Here is a 15,346-nt window from a genome sequence, read left to right as displayed (position 1 = left end):
TGAGGCGATACCTTCCAATTGGAGGGTATTGCCTATCCTTATATACAAAAACTATAAAGACTTTTTCATCCTAAACGCGGCAAAATGCCGTTTTTAAAAGATAAATTAGGCAACCGTTTGCGCTAATTTTTTTCAATTTTAAGGATGTAATTTTTCTATTAGAATAGATAATATAAACGACTACAATTACTTTCTCCTATTTGCAGAAAGGGGAGGCTGAAGCCCATATGGAAGCTGTACAAACTGCTAATAAACATAGAAGAAACGCTGCTCTGCTTTCCATCATACCTGGATTCGGACAGTTTTATAATAAACAATTCGTAAAAGGACTTATCTTTTTAGTTTTAGCATCTTCGTTTGGCATAGTTTTTGCTGATACATTGAATATGGGCTTTTGGGGCCTATTCACACTAGGTGAGATTGCAGGACTTGATCATTCCATTTTCCTTTTAATTGACGGAATCATCGCCTTAATCATAACGGTTATAGGGCTAGGCATATATGCTTTAAATATCTTCGATGCTTATAAAAACGGCAAAAAGCGCGACTTGGGTATTGGCCTTCATTCCGTTAGGGAGCAATACCATAATTTAATCGATAATGGTTTCCCATACTTAATGATTACACCAGGATTCTTCCTATTAATCTTTGTAGTAATCTTCCCTATTTTGTTCGTTGCTTTATTGGCATTTACGAATTATGACCTCTATCATTCACCACCTGCGAAATTAGTGGATTGGGTAGCGTTCCAAAACTTCGTTGATATCTTCAAATTGGATATATGGAGAAAAACATTCTTTGGCGTTCTAGGTTGGACGATAGTATGGACCTTTGTAGCAACTACACTACAGATTGCTTTAGGAATCTTCCTTGCAATCCTAGTCAATCAAAAGGATCTAAAAGGTAAGGCGATCATTCGTACAATGCTGATTCTTCCTTGGGCAGTTCCTTCCTTTATCACGATTTTGATTTTCTCAGGCATGTTCAATGAGACTTTCGGTGTCGTGAATAAAGCGGTCCTACCTTTGTTAGGATTAGATGGAATATCATGGATGACGAATGAAATGTGGACACGTGTTGCATTAATATTGATTCAAACGTGGCTTGGTTTCCCATTCATATTTGCCATGACAACTGGGGTTCTTCAGTCGATTCCGGATGAATTGTATGAAGCAGCAACAGTGGATGGTGCAAGCATCATGCAAAAATTCTTTAAAATCACTTTACCTTTAGTGCTTTATGCAACTGCGCCAATTTTAATCACACAATATACATTTAACTTCAACAACTTTAACGTTATCTTCCTATTTAATGGAGGCGGACCTGCACTTCCAGGCCAAAATGCCGGGGGATCGGATATTTTAATTTCTTGGATTTATCGTTTAACGATGACGAGCGCTCAATATGGAAAAGCTGCTGCTGTAACGATGATTCTATCTGTAATTGTTATCTCCGTTGCACTATGGCAATTCAAGAGAACGAAGTCTTTCCAAGAGGAGGATATGATGTAATATGAGCATGAAAAAAAATAAACTCATCCGACTCACGATTTCTTATTTAATTATCCTTACAGTGATTTTTATCGTTGTATATCCATTGCTTTGGGTAATTGGATCTTCATTAAATCCAGGTCAAAGCTTATCAGGCTCTAGAATGTTCCCGGAGAATCCAACGCTTGCTCATTATAAGTATCTATTTGATCTTGACCAATCAAGCTACCTGCTTTGGTACTGGAACTCTATGAAAATTAGTGTTGCGACAATGGCGTTGACAGTCATTTCAGTATCTCTGACTGCCTACTCCTTCTCACGTTATCGTTTTATCGGGAGAAAGAATGGTCTCCTTACATTCTTAATCCTTCAAATGGTACCAAACTTTGCGGCACTAATTGCTATTTTCGTTCTAGCAAACCGTACTGGGTTGATTGATACACATCTAGGATTAATCCTTGTATACGTTGGAGGCCAAATCCCAATGAATACCTGGTTGATGAAAGGATACTTAGACACGATTCCTAAAGAACTTGATGAATCTGCAAAAATGGATGGAGCAGGACATCTTCGTATCTTCTGGCAAATTGTTATGCCATTAGCAAAGCCAATCATCGCGGTAGTTGCTCTATTCTCATTCATTGCACCTTTAGGGGACTTTATCCTTGCAAGAATCCTGCTCCGTACAGATGATAAACTTACTATGGCGGTCGGGTTGTATGAAATGGTAGCAAAGCAATTCGGAAATGAGTTTACCAAATTCGCAGCAGGTGCTGTGCTAATTGCAATTCCAATTGCGACATTATTCTTGATGTTCCAAAAATATTTCGTATCAGGTTTGACGGCAGGCGGTACAAAAGGATAATCTTAAAGGGCTAAATAGGTATTTTAAGGGGGAGCGGAAAATGAGAAAGTCATTATTTTCACTCATTTTAATTCCGTTTCTTCTTTTTTACGCCCTTCCTGTAGGTGCCGTCGAAAAAGAAGAACGTAAATGGCAGGATGAAACGATTTATTTCATAATGGTCGACCGTTTTAATAACGGTGATACAAGCAACGATTTTCAAGTTAATGTACAAGATCCAAAAGCATATAACGGTGGAGATTTTAAAGGCATCACCGAAAAACTGGATTATTTGAAGGATATGGGTTATACCACGATATGGCTAACACCTGTTTTTGATAATGAAGAAAAGGGTTACCATGGATACTGGATTCGTGACTTCTATAAGACAGAAGAACATTTTGGAACGATGGAGGAGTTCAAAAAACTTGTCAAAGAGGCACATAAACGTGACATGAAAGTCATTTTGGACTTCGTCGTGAACCATGTGGGTCCTAACCACCCATGGGTAAATGATGCATCCAAAAAGGAATGGTTCCATGAAAAACAACCAATAACAAATTGGAATGACCAAAAAGAAGTAGAAAATAACTGGTTATATGATTTGCCTGACTTAAATCAGAAAAATCCCGAAACAAGACAATACTTGTTGGATGCTGCCAAATGGTGGATAGAAGAAACTGATGTAGATGGCTATCGACTGGACACTGTTAAGCATGTTCCAAAGGACTTCTGGAAAGATTTTTCAAAAGAAGTAAAGTCAGTAAAAGAAGATTTTTATCTATTAGGTGAAGTTTGGCATGATGACTTGGGTGTTGTGTCTTCCTATCAAGCTTCAGGAATTGATGGATTCGTTGATTTTGCGCAAAACGAACATCTTCGTACTGCCTTTGCAAAGCCTGACAGCAGTTTAGCTTGGTTGTTCACTTCTCTAGACAGAAATAAGGCATTTTTTGATCGTCCTGAGCTAATGGGGAATTTCATGGATAACCATGATATGACACGTTTTACAAGGGAAATTATTCAGTATAAACAAAACCCTGGGACACGATGGAAATTGGCGCTTACATATCTATACACTGTCCCTGGAATTCCAATTGTCTATTATGGATCTGAAATTGCACTTGATGGTGGAGAAGATCCTGATAATAGAAGGTTTATGGGGTTTAAAGCTGATAAAGAATTGATTGATTATATTACTAAGTTAGGTGAGTTACGCCAGCAATTGCCTGCACTTACCAGAGGTAATCTGGAATTGCTACATGAAGAAAATGGGATGGCGGTATATAAACGTACCTATAAGAACGAGACGATTGTAGTGGCGGTTAATAATACTTCAAAATCTCAAAATGTTTCACTAAGCGAAGATACTTTGGCAAAAGACAAGGAATTACGTGGTCTTTTAGCTGGTGATCTTGTCCGTGAGAGGGATGGAAAGTATGAGTTAATCATTGATCGTGAAAAAGCTGAGATTTATGCATTGGCAGATAAATCAGGCCTGAATATTCCATACTTAGTGACTATGGGAGCCGTATACCTAGCTTTTGTAGTGTTTATCATTATAGTTTTAAAAAGGTCAAGAAGAGTAAAACCGGATTGATCATTAATAAAACGATTCAAAAGTCTATAACCAACTTAGAATCGGGAGGTATATAGGATGAATAAATATTGGTGGAAAGAAGCTGTGTGTTATCAAATTTATCCACGCAGCTTCATGGATAGTAATGGAGATGGAATTGGAGATTTAAAGGGGATAATCTCGAGACTTAATTACTTAAAGGACTTTGGCGTAGAAGTTTTATGGATTTGTCCATTCTTCAAATCCCCCAATGCTGATAACGGATATGATATAAGCGATTACCAAGATATATTAGATGAATTTGGGACCATGGAAGATTTTGACCTTTTATTGGAAGAAGCACATCAACGTGGGATGAAGGTCATTCTTGACTTGGTGATCAACCATACAAGCGATGAGCATCCTTGGTTTATTGAGTCTCGCTCTTCTAAAGATAATCCAAAACGGGATTGGTACATCTGGAGAGATGGGAAGAACGGTAAAGAACCAAACAACTGGGAGAGTATCTTCTCAGGAAGCGCTTGGGAACTAGATGAGAAGACGGATGAATATTATCTTCATTTATTTGCTGTAAAGCAACCAGATTTAAACTGGGAGAATCAAGAAGTTCGAAAAGCGCTATATGATATGGTCAACTGGTGGATGGATAAGGGCATTGATGGCTTCCGAGTGGATGCCATTTCCCACATCAAAAAACGTCCTAGTTTACCTGACATGCCAAATCCAAAAAAGATCGATTATGTTTCTTCCTTTGAGATGCACACAAATCAAGAAGGCATCCATGAATTCTTAAAAGAATTAAAAGAAGAAACGTTCGACAAGTACGATATCATGACGGTTGGAGAAGCAAACGGAGTGAAAATCGATCAAGCGGATGAATGGGTGGGAGAAAAGAATGGAAAGTTCAATATGATTTTCCAATTCGAACACTTAGGCCTTTGGGAAAAAGGAGATAACAATACAGTTGATGTGCTTGCATTAAAGGAGACTTTAACAAAGTGGCAATCTGGCTTGCATGAAAAAGGTTGGAATGCGCTATTCTTCGAGAACCATGACCAAGCACGTAGCGTATCTACATGGGGAAATGACGAAGAGTATTGGGCTGAAAGTGCAAAAATGCTTGGTGCGTGTTATTTCTTGATGCAGGGTACTCCATTTATTTACCAAGGTCAAGAAATTGGAATGACAAACGTCCAATTCGAATCGATTGATGATTATGATGATGTTGGAATGAAAAATTACTACAGAATTGAAACAGCTAAAGGTCGTTCCCATCAAGAAATCATGGAAATCATTTGGAGAAGTGGTCGTGACAACTCACGTACTCCTATGCAGTGGAATGATCAAGATAACGCTGGATTCACGACAGGGACTCCTTGGATGAAAACCAATCCAAACTTCAAAGACATCAATGTTGAAAAGCAATTGAATGATCCTGATTCCATTTATTCTTTCTACAAAGAAATGATTTCTCTTCGAAAAGACAATGAAGTATTCATATACGGCAACTATGAATTGTTAATGGAAGAAGATCCAGCTGTATATGTATATAAAAGAACCTATGGCGATCAGTCAGCAATTGTCCTTTGTAACTTTGGTGCAGATGAGCAAACGTTTGCAGTGGACTTGGAATCATATAATTTAGTATTGAACAATTATAAAAATGTCCAAGAAACACCAGCTGAAAATCTTACTTTAAACCCTTACGAAACTAGAGTTTATGTATTAAAATAAATGAATAGGCCTAAGTTGCCGGTAGCAGCAAGAAATTGTTTTGTTATTCAAAGTTCATTCTTTTAAATCAATGTAATAAGGGTGCAAATTTTATAATTTGCACCCTTAATAAACGGATGGATTGTAAAAATTTTCAATAAATAGATGATTGTTATGTAAGCGCTTTAGGAAAGGAGGAGTAGAGTAGAATGGCTATAACAATTAAAGATGTGGCCAAATTGGCAAAAGTAGCGCCATCAACCGTTTCTCGGGTAATTGCGAATAACCCTCGTATAAGTGAAAGGACAAAGGAGAAAGTACGTGAAGCCATGAATGAATTAGGCTATCATCCTAACTTCATTGCACGTAGTTTAGCGAATCAGTCCACACAGGTAATCGGATTAGTACTACCTAACTCGACAGATGTGTTCTTCCAAAATCCTTTTTTCCCAACCGTCTTACGTGGATTGAGTGAAGGAGCACATGAAAGACAATATGCCCTTCAAATCAGTACGGGAAAAACGGAAGATGAGATCTATGATGGCGTGGTGCAAATGGTCCAAGGAGGTCGTGTAGATGGAGTCATCCTTCTTTACTCTCGCATTGAAGACCGTGTTCTAACATATTTGAAAGAACGTAAATTTCCCTTTGTCGTAATCGGTAAGCCATTTAAAGATGTTGAGCAAATCACACATGTGGATAATGATAACTACAAAGCGACAAAAGAAGCGACGAAATATCTGCTAGACCTTGGACATAAGCAGATTGGTTTTATCGGCGGAGACTTGAATTTTGTCGTTACGATAGAACGTCTTTTAGGATATGAAAAAGCACTTCGAGAAGCTGGGATTCAAAGCAATGACGATTTTATTATCCACAGTCAGTTTCTACGCGAAGGTGGGCAAGAAGCGATTAGCAAACTTCTAAACCTTAAAAACCCTCCTACAGCATTGGTAGTAGCCGATGATCTTATGGCACTTGGTGTCTTAAATACATTGTCAGAAATGAATATATCAGTGCCAGATGATATCTCAATCTTGAGCTTTAATAACGTATTGTTCTCAGAGCTTTCCAAGCCTCCTCTGACTTCGGTCGATATTAATATCTTTGAGCTAGGCTATCAAGCTGCTAAAAGCTTGATTCAACTTTTAGAAAACCCTAAAGAGCCTGTGAAGCGACTCATTGTGCCTCACGAATTGGTAAAGAGGCAATCATGCGCGAATAATAGAGAAACTGTGACAATATAATAGAGGAATAAAGGTCGACTATCAGTCTTTTTTCTTTTACAATGAAAAAGTTAACTAAGAACTAGAGAAGTTATTGCAGCGAAGGGCGAACGCCCCCAGGAAAGCAAGCGCCTGGAGCGGAAATCAACCTTTTCGCCTACCATACGTATCAAAATGACAAAAGGTATCGAGAGAGCGTACACTCGATACCTTTTGTCGACAATCTGAGGTAGGCCTATCAGTCGACCTTTTTTACTGGCATGTTTATGAGTTAGTTAAAATAATGTAGTTTAGAATAATCCACTAGAGGTTCCGTTTTCGGGTGCTTTCTTAATAAATGACACAAGAATTGACGTATGAATTGGCATACGTCTTTTACTTTATTTATCAAGGTTTCTGCGGAATTTATTTAACTTTTACATAGCAATTGACATCATTTTTATGATGGACAATAAGTATTGTACAATTAAAAAAGACAGCCAAAACTGCTGTCAATTTCAGTGCCGTTTTGAGTACCAATAATATTGATCCTTCTTCAACTACCGGGGCAGCATTCCTGTAATGTAAGAATGGCTAACTCTTAGTTTGTTAAGAAATTTACCTATAGTAACGGAGGCAATCGCTGTGATCAAGGCTGTCATCTCAGCAGCTTTTTCTTTTGGTGCTAAAGGGGCAGTTTAGTGGAATAACAAAAATCCTAAAATTAAATGGGCATTGGGGATGAAAGAAGTGTGTGGGATAGATTTCGTAATGGCGGTTACCGTTAAAGAAGCAGAGAAAGCAGAAAAATATGTTCACTTTGATGAAAGAATACATGATTATTTAAGAAAAAGAGAAAACAATCAAAGTATCGACTTCAATTTATTATTAAGTTTAAACCCCTATGGGGATAAAATCATTTTTACTAAAGACATACCAGATTTAATAAATAACTGCGAGAAAATATTATTAAAATACAATTCGAAAGAAGATATTGAACGAGAAGTAAGGAACTTCGCTTCTGAACTAAAAGAATTTTGTAAAGAAGCTATAATTCTAAAAAAGCATATTTTCGCATTGGGTGATTGAGGCTGGAAAAAGGTAGATGCCCAGTAAGGCAGATATTCTTTTTTTTGCTAAAGGGCAGGTTGAAGAAACATTAATTAATTTCGACTTAGACGAATTATAATTAATGTTAGGCTGTGCTTGTAAAAAGGAGATTATAAAATGCCTGTGATTGAGCATCAACAATTTATTAAAGCACCTGTTGAAGTATGTTTTGACCTTGCAAGGAACGTAGATATTCATACTCAAACGACTTCTCAAACGAAGGAAAGAGCTGTTGGTGGAGTGACAAAAGGGTTATTAGAACAGGGAGATACTGTTACCTGGGAAGCCATTCACTTTGGTATTAAACAAAAGTTGACAGCCAAAGTGACATTAATGGAAAAACCTCATAAGTTTGTAGATATTATGGTGGAGGGAGCTTTCCAGTCCTTTGTTCATACCCATCGATTTATCGAGGAAGTAGATGGAACAATAATGATAGATACATTCCAGTATAAGTCACCATTCGGCCAAATTGGAGTTGTAGCTGACAAGTTGTTTTTGGAGAATTATATGAGGGCATTTATTGTTTCTCGGGCAAAGGCATTGAAAAATATTGCTGAAAATATGTATTAACCTTAATTAACAAAAGGGGCAGTTTAGCTGAATAAGAAAGATATCTGATTTTTCTTTGTACTTATTATGTTCACTATTAAATGCTATATTATGTAAAAAAGGACGTGTAATTTTTGTTAAGAATCCATTTTCTCTATCCTGCAATATCAATCACAGTAATATGGCTAATTCTAAAGGCTGTTAACATTCTTTTTATTAAAAAGAAATTTGAGTTAAAAAGAGAAGTAGTAAATCTGCTTTATTACATAAGTGTGATGGTTGTAATTGGACTAACACTTTTTCCACTTGAAATAGTTACTTCATCTGAGGAGTTCCCTGAGTTAAATTTGCCAAGTAATTTTGTACCATTTGCAAGTATCTACGAATTATTAAATAGTCATTATTATATGGTTTCATTAAAAAATATTTTAGGTAATATCATATTATTTGTGCCATTGGGTTTCATTCTCGTTTTAAAGTATAAGAGGATTAACAATTTGCGGAATGTTATTTTAGTAGGTCTATTAACTTCACTGTTAATTGAACTTATTCAATTAACGCTTCCTAACAGAGCTTTCGATATAGATGATATTATCTTAAATGCATTAGGAACTATGATAGGTTTCCTAATATGTAAAGTAATCAGAATTGAACAATCGTTTGGATTGAGTTCGATACCAAAACAAATAAACTAAGATTTTCTTGTTGAAATTGGAGAAGTTCCAGCTGCCATTTGGTGGCTTTTTTTTGAACTAAAGGGGCAGCATTCCTGTAATGACTGAAAATGAGATTTGAACAAAAAAATAACCTCTTGGTAGAATGAGAGAGTCCTGAAGCTGGCCAGCGAAAAGGACATTACTCAAATACCAGGAGGCCTAACATGAATTATAACCAAAATGAAAAGATTGCTCAAATTACTTCTCAGACTCTTATTATAGGTGTTGATATTGCCAAGTTCAAGCATGTCGCACGCGCGCAGGACTATAGAGGAATGGAGTTCGGGTCCCCTTGTTATTTCGATAATACTAAGCAGGGATTTCAACTATTTCTCCAGTGGATTTATCATTTGAAGCAAGAACAGAACATGGAAAAAGTGATAGTAGGCATGGAGCCTACTGGCCATTATTGGCTTAATTTAGCTCACATTCTAAAAGAGAATGAGATTAAGTTTGTAGCTGTAAATCCGTTGCATGTTAAGAAAAGCAAGGAACTCGACGACAATTCACCGACCAAGAACGATGTGAAAGATGCTAGAGTCATTGCACAGTTGGTCAAAGATGGGAGATACGCCGAACCTACGATTCCGCAAGGGGTTTATGCAGAACTCCGCGTGGCGAAAAAAATTCGTGATCTCTTAACTGATGACCTTCAAACGGTCCAGGGACAGATTCATAACTGGATAGATCGATATTTTCCAGAGTTCCTGAAAGTCTTTAAAAAATGGGAAGGGAAAGCAGCCTTGCAATTTTTAAGATTAGGAGTCTTACCGCATGAACTGATTGGTTTCTCTGACCAAGATTTATTGAATCATCTAAGAAAAGCAGTGAAGCGTAGTGTGGGACTGAACAAGATACAAAAGTTGAAACAAGCAGCCAATGAGTCCATCGGACTTCGCCAAGGCTCTACTATGGCCAAACTAGAGCTAAGCACCTTGCTTGATAAATATGATTTAATCCAAATGAAATTCGAAGAATTAGATATTCAAATTGATAAACTGATTGAACATATCCCGGGTGTCCAGCAAATGTTGGCGATCAAGGGTGTAGGAAGGGATACCGTTGCTGGATTCTTTGCAGAAGTAGGAGATTTGCAAGAGTATTCCCACCCTAGAAAAATCATAAAGTTGGCTGGGTTAAGCTTGAAGGAGAACACTTCGGGCAAACATAAAGGACAAACCAAGATTACTAAAAGAGGTAGGAAGAAGCTAAGGGCTCTCCTCTTCAGGGTTTGTATGATCTTGGTCGCAAAGAACTCAGCCTTTAAGGCACTTCATGCATACTACACCCAACGTCCAGATAATCCACTGAAAAAAATGCAATCACTGATTGCTTTATGTAATAAGTTAATCACTATTTTCTTTGCCATTGGGAAGAAACAATTCGAGTTTAGCGAAGAGAGAATGTTAAAGGATATCCCTCATATGAGAGAAAGAATGGAAGTTGAAATAGCCGCGTAATCTAGCGAAGAACACTTGAGTAGCGAGTAGTTTTTTGGTGTCATACGTCACGTACATTTGAAGCACGGATTAGTCAGCAAAGCAACTAAACTTCGGGCAGTGACCCTGTGGGGCAGCATGACTGACATCCACCTCATGGAAAGGTTGGACGAAGGAATTTGAGAGCGAAGACTCTGTGAGGCATGGGAGGGTTGACCTCCATGAGATATGTGGACATCCACCAGTGCGATCATATTTTTACTCATCCACCATTTTTTGTAAGTGAGTGGCTAGTGAGGTATGAGTCTTTTTGCTTCAAAGGCCCAAATTTATCCTTACGAGATAAATCCAACCACATTAATGACATATAACACCAAATTATCTAATTGTGAAATACTGAGAAAACCAGAGAAAACGGGCGATTTCGCTTTCTTTATTGAGGGAGTTTAGTTGAAGAGTGCTGTTTGACCTTTGTTCAACATTGGGCCATTTTCTTGAATAATAGAAGCGATCATTTGTAAGTAAATCGAAGTTAATTCAGAAGATGTTTTTACTCGATAAATTCAAGAAGAATAGAGGAGGATATATGGGGAAAATAATTGCAAACGTAAGCAACACATTGGACGGTATCTTTACGGGGCCAAAAGGTGAAGAAAACAACATGGTAAGCTGGGCAATGGCTGGCATCGTGGATTCCACAAATGATGGTCTTGTCATGTTCCAGAAGGCTGACGCAATCTTGATGGGGCGGGTCACATATGAAGGCTTTGCAGGATATTGGCCGTTCCAAGAGGGAGATTGGGCTGACGCCATGAATAAAACTCAAAAGTATGTAGCAACTAATAATAATGAGCTTACGGTAATTCACTGGGGAGACTACGATGATACCATTTCTCTGCTTAACTATAATGTAATGTCGAAAGTAAGGGAGCTTAAAAGAGAAATCAAGGGAGATATCATTGTTCCTGCGAGTGCAGGTCTTGTTCAAAGTTTGATTAATGCTAGTTTACTTGATGAACTCCGAATCATCATTCATCCGGTCATTTTGGGTAGCGGAAAACGTTTCTTCGACAACATAGAAACACGTCACGACATGAAGTTGATAGAAACCAAGCTTTACGAAACAAGTGGTTCAATGCTGATGCGGTATGAAACCGTCAAATAAAACGAGTTTTAAAAAAATGTCTGAAATTCCTGTAAATTTAAATCACCACGTAGTTCCAAATTGAAGAAATTGCTTTAATTAAATTCCATGATTATGAAGGATGTTAATACTAAAGATTGATACTTCTTTTCTTACCTTTTTTAGATTCGATTTTCTAGAATCGCTTTTCTAAATGAACTAACGGGGGCAAGAGTAAATGAGGGTGATCGCTGCGGCGATCTTTTTGTTTATTCGACTAACGGGGAGTTGAACAAGCATCAAGTGTATATACATTGAAGAAAAATCAAAAAATACTGAGGATAAAACCAGTAAAAAGGTTGTGGTATCCTTGGTCAAAAAGATTTCATTATTATTTTTTATTATGTTTTGTTTTGAGTTAACTTCTTCCCTATCAGTATTTGCGGAGACAAGTGAAAACACAGTGTCTGCAATACTGACTGCTAAGGTGACAACAACAATAAATCAATCGGAAGGACAAGGTACTCCAATAAGCAACGCTCGATTAATAGTAATAAATTCATTAGGGAAGATAATAGCAACAGAATTAACAAATTCCCAAGGGGAAGCAATAATACCTGTTACGGTCCCTAAAGACCCTAGATTCCCTATGAAGAATATGGGTGAGGTCACCGTAATAGCAGTTGCAGATGGCTATAACGAACATATTAATTTCAGTGTCCCAATCAATGAATTTAACAATAATACAGGAAGTGTTTCAATACCTCTTTGGCAGATAGACCCTAAGAGACGAAATGAACCGCAATTTCTCAATGGGAGTTATCATCGTTTTACTGTTTTTAAAATGCTTAACTATTATGCTGAAAAATTTGGACTTAAGAGACAAAATATCAAAGAAAAATCAATAATACCAGCTCCTTGGGGACCTTTATTAATCATTGATAATTAAAGTTTGACTTTGTACTTTATTAACTGCTGAGGTTTGATCCAGGAAGGATTAATGCTGTTTTTTTGAACTTACCTAATGTACTAAAGGGGGCGGTCATCCAGAAGGGTAATCGCTCTTTTTATTGAATTGAGATAATATGCATATAAGGTAATAAAGGTGTATATAAAGCTCCTTGTTGTACTAAAGGGGCAGTTTAGTTGAAGAAGAAGAAAAACGAATAATGCGTATTTGACTCTTTAGTGAACTAACAGGTCATACTAAGATAAAAAGGTGTGGCTTTATGAAACAAACATTTTTTCTTTTAACATCAATTTCTGTAATCATTCTTACAGGTTTTGTTAAGAAAGACCAAGACATATGCCTTCATTGTAAAGAATGCTATGATACCGCTTGGGATGACGGGTATAGGATGGGTTATGGTACAGGAACTGTAAATGAAAGGTATCGAATCGCAAGAAGCCTGATTCAATTAGGAAAAACGGATGAAGAACTTGTTCACATGATACCAACAAACTATGTGGAATTAAAGGACGTAAGAGAGCAGCTCAAACTCTATCATGGTTATTTTGAGTTTGAGGTATCAAGATACGAGAAAGCAAGAGCACTTTTAAAAGAAGGTAAATCAAACGAAGAGATTGTAGAAAAAACAAACTTAAATTTCTATGAATTAGAATTGGTGAAACAACAACTTAAGCAAAATAATGGAAAATTCAAATGGGAAGTGAGAACTAAGGGACTTAAGCGAAAGCGATAAGTCTTTGTGAACTTAACTAAAATATTGTGATTAAATGTACTTAAGCTAACAGGTGCAAGAGTTGAAGATTCAGCTGCCTTTTTTTGCGGCTTTTCTTATTGAAGTAAGGGCAGTTTAACTGAATAAGTTTATTGACAGAATATTATAATATTATATATAATAAGTTAAAATTTACCATAAACAAACACGATGATTAGGAGTATTAAGGAATTCTTATTGTTCAGAGAGCTACCGCATGCTGAAAGGTAGTCAATAATATTCCCCAACTCGCCTATGAGTGGTTAGACTGAAATGTAGGTCTAAACGGTGTATATCGTTAAAAAGATAATAAGATGGTTTGAATGTTATTGTATTATTTACAAACCAAAGAAGAGTGGTACCACGTTAGGTAAAGCCTATCGTCTCTTTTGAGACGATAGGCTTTTTATATTTTCAAACAAGAAAATGGAGGGAGTTAATATGAAGATTAGAGAAGCAATAATATCAGATGCCGAAGGGATAGCTAAGGTACACGTCGATTGTTGGAGATCCACATATAAAGGAATCGTATCTGATGTTTATTTAGAACGAATGTCTTATGAAAAAAGAACGCAAGCTTGGGTGCAAAACATTGCTAGAACTGATAATTATGTTTTAGTTGCAGAAAGCGAAGAGGGCAAAATAATTGGTTTTACTGATGGAGGAAAAAGAGAAACAAATCAAGTAGTTGATTCAGGCGATTTAACCTCTATATATATTCTTGAAGAATTTCAAGGTAAAGGAATAGGAAAAAGGCTTGTGGAGAAATTATTTACTCACTTTAAAGAGCTTGGATACAAAAAAGTATTTGTAGAGGTTTTAGAAGATAATAAATCGAGGTTCTTTTATGAAAAAATGGGTGCAAATCACTCTGAAACAACAACTGTTTTTATCCAGGGTGAAGAATTATATTTATCTATTTATGAGTGGGAAAATATAAATTCAGTACTTTCTCAAATTACCTAACCTCTTCTTCAAGTAGGGGCTCGATGATCCAGGAGGATTATCGTTATTTTTCTTGAACTAAGTGTATATGCTGCGTATTGAAGAAACGGGGCAGATTAGTTGAACATAATCTTGAGATTTTTCTATATTTAGCAAAGCAAGGAGTATTAAACAAAGGTTTAATGCTTCTTTATTTGTTAATAAAGTAAGTATTAGTTATAAAATCTAAAAACTAACCATGGTTTTATAAAATATTAGTTATAAAAAGTATAATTAAACTTTACTTTTAGTTAATTATAGTTTATTATGTTAAATATAGGGAGGCGGACTTATGAAAGAGAGCTTTGGTGATTCAATCTTAAACAAGGTATATGAATTCAGGGTGTTAAAGAGGATGTCTCAAAAGGATTTGGCAGATGCAGTTGGAGTTTCCAAACAAACTATTTTTGTTATGGAAAAGAATAATTACTCACCATCTTTAGTATTAGCCTATAGAATTGCAAAATTTTTTGAAGTAGATATAAATGAAATATTCTCATATGTTGGAAAGGAAGAGAACAATGATTAATGTTTTAGACAGATGGATGCTTGAAAGTGTAGTGAATTTTAATATTTTTGTAGGAATTATGATGATTATTTATGTAGGTTCTTTGCTGGCTCTATTTTTTGTGGGAAAGAAGCTTGGTAAACCAGACGAAAGAACGAGTGCAATCTATTTACAAATTACTTCAACAATGTTTATTACACAATTAATAGTGACTGGCATATTTATTTCATGGGTGGATCGTGATATTCAATATTTTCGACAGTTCTTACTCTTTTTCCAAGCAATCGTATTTTTGGTAGGTGCCATTCATTCGATAAGATTGTATAGAAAAGAATTTATTTAATGGTTCTATATGCCTTCCA

General features: G+C 36.4%; 15 protein-coding genes and 1 other annotated feature. All 15 genes read left to right on the top strand.

Annotated elements, in window-relative coordinates:
• Positions 1-227: 227 nt before the first annotated feature.
• The 15 genes from G3O09_RS11515 to G3O09_RS11445 all read left to right on the top strand — a co-directional run bounded on the left by G3O09_RS11515 (position 228) and on the right by G3O09_RS11445 (position 15,327).
• Positions 228-1,511, top strand: coding sequence for a carbohydrate ABC transporter permease (locus tag G3O09_RS11515; protein ID WP_163101637.1), 1,284 nt, complete (start codon positions 228-230; stop codon positions 1,509-1,511).
• Between the two features lies 1 nt (position 1,512).
• Entirely contained in the window at positions 1,513-2,355 is an 843-nt protein-coding gene (locus tag G3O09_RS11510) for a sugar ABC transporter permease (RefSeq protein ID WP_163101636.1), read from the top strand.
• A gap of 40 nt (positions 2,356-2,395) precedes the next feature.
• Entirely contained in the window at positions 2,396-3,934 is a 1,539-nt protein-coding gene (locus G3O09_RS11505; RefSeq protein ID WP_163101635.1) for an alpha-amylase family glycosyl hydrolase, read from the top strand.
• 57 nt (positions 3,935-3,991) lie between these two features.
• A complete protein-coding gene (locus G3O09_RS11500) occupies positions 3,992-5,647 on the top strand; it encodes a glycoside hydrolase family 13 protein (RefSeq protein WP_163101634.1) in 1,656 nt (551 codons plus the stop codon).
• Positions 5,648-5,835: 188 nt separating this feature from the next.
• Complete coding sequence (locus G3O09_RS11495) at positions 5,836-6,873, top strand: LacI family DNA-binding transcriptional regulator (protein ID WP_163101633.1); 1,038 nt, start codon at positions 5,836-5,838, stop codon at positions 6,871-6,873.
• Between the two features lie 708 nt (positions 6,874-7,581).
• The gene (locus G3O09_RS11490) at positions 7,582-7,920 is read left to right on the top strand and encodes a hypothetical protein (RefSeq protein WP_205439648.1); all 339 of its coding nucleotides are present in this window, start codon (positions 7,582-7,584) and stop codon (positions 7,918-7,920) included.
• Between the two features lie 138 nt (positions 7,921-8,058).
• Positions 8,059-8,514 (top strand): SRPBCC family protein, encoded by a 456-nt coding sequence (locus G3O09_RS11485; protein ID WP_163101631.1) that lies wholly within the window; start codon positions 8,059-8,061, stop codon positions 8,512-8,514.
• A gap of 113 nt (positions 8,515-8,627) precedes the next feature.
• Positions 8,628-9,188, top strand: coding sequence for a VanZ family protein (locus G3O09_RS11480; RefSeq protein WP_163101630.1), 561 nt, complete (start codon positions 8,628-8,630; stop codon positions 9,186-9,188).
• Between the two features lie 185 nt (positions 9,189-9,373).
• Positions 9,374-10,669 (top strand): IS110 family RNA-guided transposase, encoded by a 1,296-nt coding sequence (locus G3O09_RS11475; RefSeq protein ID WP_163101629.1) that lies wholly within the window; start codon positions 9,374-9,376, stop codon positions 10,667-10,669.
• A 565-nt stretch (positions 10,670-11,234) separates the two neighbouring features.
• Positions 11,235-11,813: a dihydrofolate reductase family protein gene (locus G3O09_RS11470; RefSeq protein WP_163101628.1), complete on the top strand. Its 579-nt coding sequence runs from the start codon at positions 11,235-11,237 to the stop codon at positions 11,811-11,813.
• Between the two features lie 328 nt (positions 11,814-12,141).
• Entirely contained in the window at positions 12,142-12,720 is a 579-nt protein-coding gene (locus tag G3O09_RS11465; protein ID WP_163101627.1) for a peptidase associated/transthyretin-like domain-containing protein, read from the top strand.
• Between the two features lie 280 nt (positions 12,721-13,000).
• On the top strand, positions 13,001-13,474 hold the full coding sequence (locus G3O09_RS11460) for a hypothetical protein (RefSeq protein WP_163101626.1): 474 nt from the start codon (positions 13,001-13,003) through the stop codon (positions 13,472-13,474).
• A gap of 180 nt (positions 13,475-13,654) precedes the next feature.
• Positions 13,655-13,883, top strand: a binding site (T-box leader).
• Positions 13,884-13,933: 50 nt separating this feature from the next.
• Positions 13,934-14,458, top strand: a complete 525-nt coding sequence (locus tag G3O09_RS11455; protein WP_163101625.1) for a GNAT family N-acetyltransferase — start codon at positions 13,934-13,936, stop codon at positions 14,456-14,458.
• Positions 14,459-14,768: 310 nt separating this feature from the next.
• Positions 14,769-15,005: a helix-turn-helix transcriptional regulator gene (locus G3O09_RS11450; RefSeq protein ID WP_163101624.1), complete on the top strand. Its 237-nt coding sequence runs from the start codon at positions 14,769-14,771 to the stop codon at positions 15,003-15,005.
• Complete coding sequence (locus G3O09_RS11445) at positions 14,998-15,327, top strand: 6-aminohexanoate hydrolase (RefSeq protein WP_163101623.1); 330 nt, start codon at positions 14,998-15,000, stop codon at positions 15,325-15,327. Before G3O09_RS11450 ends, G3O09_RS11445 begins: the two co-directional genes overlap by 8 nt.
• Positions 15,328-15,346: the final 19 nt, after the last annotated feature.

It is taken from the genome of Peribacillus alkalitolerans, from assembly GCF_010882125.1.
Lineage (GTDB): Bacteria > Bacillota > Bacilli > Bacillales > DSM-1321 > Bacillus_BN > Bacillus_BN alkalitolerans.
The sequence above is the reverse complement of the archived record's forward strand: the minus strand, read 5'-3'. Positions and strand labels throughout refer to the sequence as shown.

What these genes read in the sequence shown, in the direction of transcription:
- G3O09_RS11515 (WP_163101637.1), top strand. Translation starts at nt 228, where the DNA reads ATGGAAGCTGTACAAACTGCTAATAAACATAGAAGAAACGCTGCTCTG.
- G3O09_RS11510 (WP_163101636.1), top strand. Translation starts at nt 1,513, where the DNA reads ATGAGCATGAAAAAAAATAAACTCATCCGACTCACGATTTCTTATTTA.
- G3O09_RS11505 (WP_163101635.1), top strand. Translation starts at nt 2,396, where the DNA reads ATGAGAAAGTCATTATTTTCACTCATTTTAATTCCGTTTCTTCTTTTT.
- G3O09_RS11500 (WP_163101634.1), top strand. Translation starts at nt 3,992, where the DNA reads ATGAATAAATATTGGTGGAAAGAAGCTGTGTGTTATCAAATTTATCCA.
- G3O09_RS11495 (WP_163101633.1), top strand. Translation starts at nt 5,836, where the DNA reads ATGGCTATAACAATTAAAGATGTGGCCAAATTGGCAAAAGTAGCGCCA.
- G3O09_RS11485 (WP_163101631.1), top strand. Translation starts at nt 8,059, where the DNA reads ATGCCTGTGATTGAGCATCAACAATTTATTAAAGCACCTGTTGAAGTA.
- G3O09_RS11475 (WP_163101629.1), top strand. Translation starts at nt 9,374, where the DNA reads ATGAATTATAACCAAAATGAAAAGATTGCTCAAATTACTTCTCAGACT.
- G3O09_RS11470 (WP_163101628.1), top strand. Translation starts at nt 11,235, where the DNA reads ATGGGGAAAATAATTGCAAACGTAAGCAACACATTGGACGGTATCTTT.
- G3O09_RS11460 (WP_163101626.1), top strand. Translation starts at nt 13,001, where the DNA reads ATGAAACAAACATTTTTTCTTTTAACATCAATTTCTGTAATCATTCTT.
- G3O09_RS11455 (WP_163101625.1), top strand. Translation starts at nt 13,934, where the DNA reads ATGAAGATTAGAGAAGCAATAATATCAGATGCCGAAGGGATAGCTAAG.
- G3O09_RS11450 (WP_163101624.1), top strand. Translation starts at nt 14,769, where the DNA reads ATGAAAGAGAGCTTTGGTGATTCAATCTTAAACAAGGTATATGAATTC.
- G3O09_RS11445 (WP_163101623.1), top strand. Translation starts at nt 14,998, where the DNA reads ATGATTAATGTTTTAGACAGATGGATGCTTGAAAGTGTAGTGAATTTT.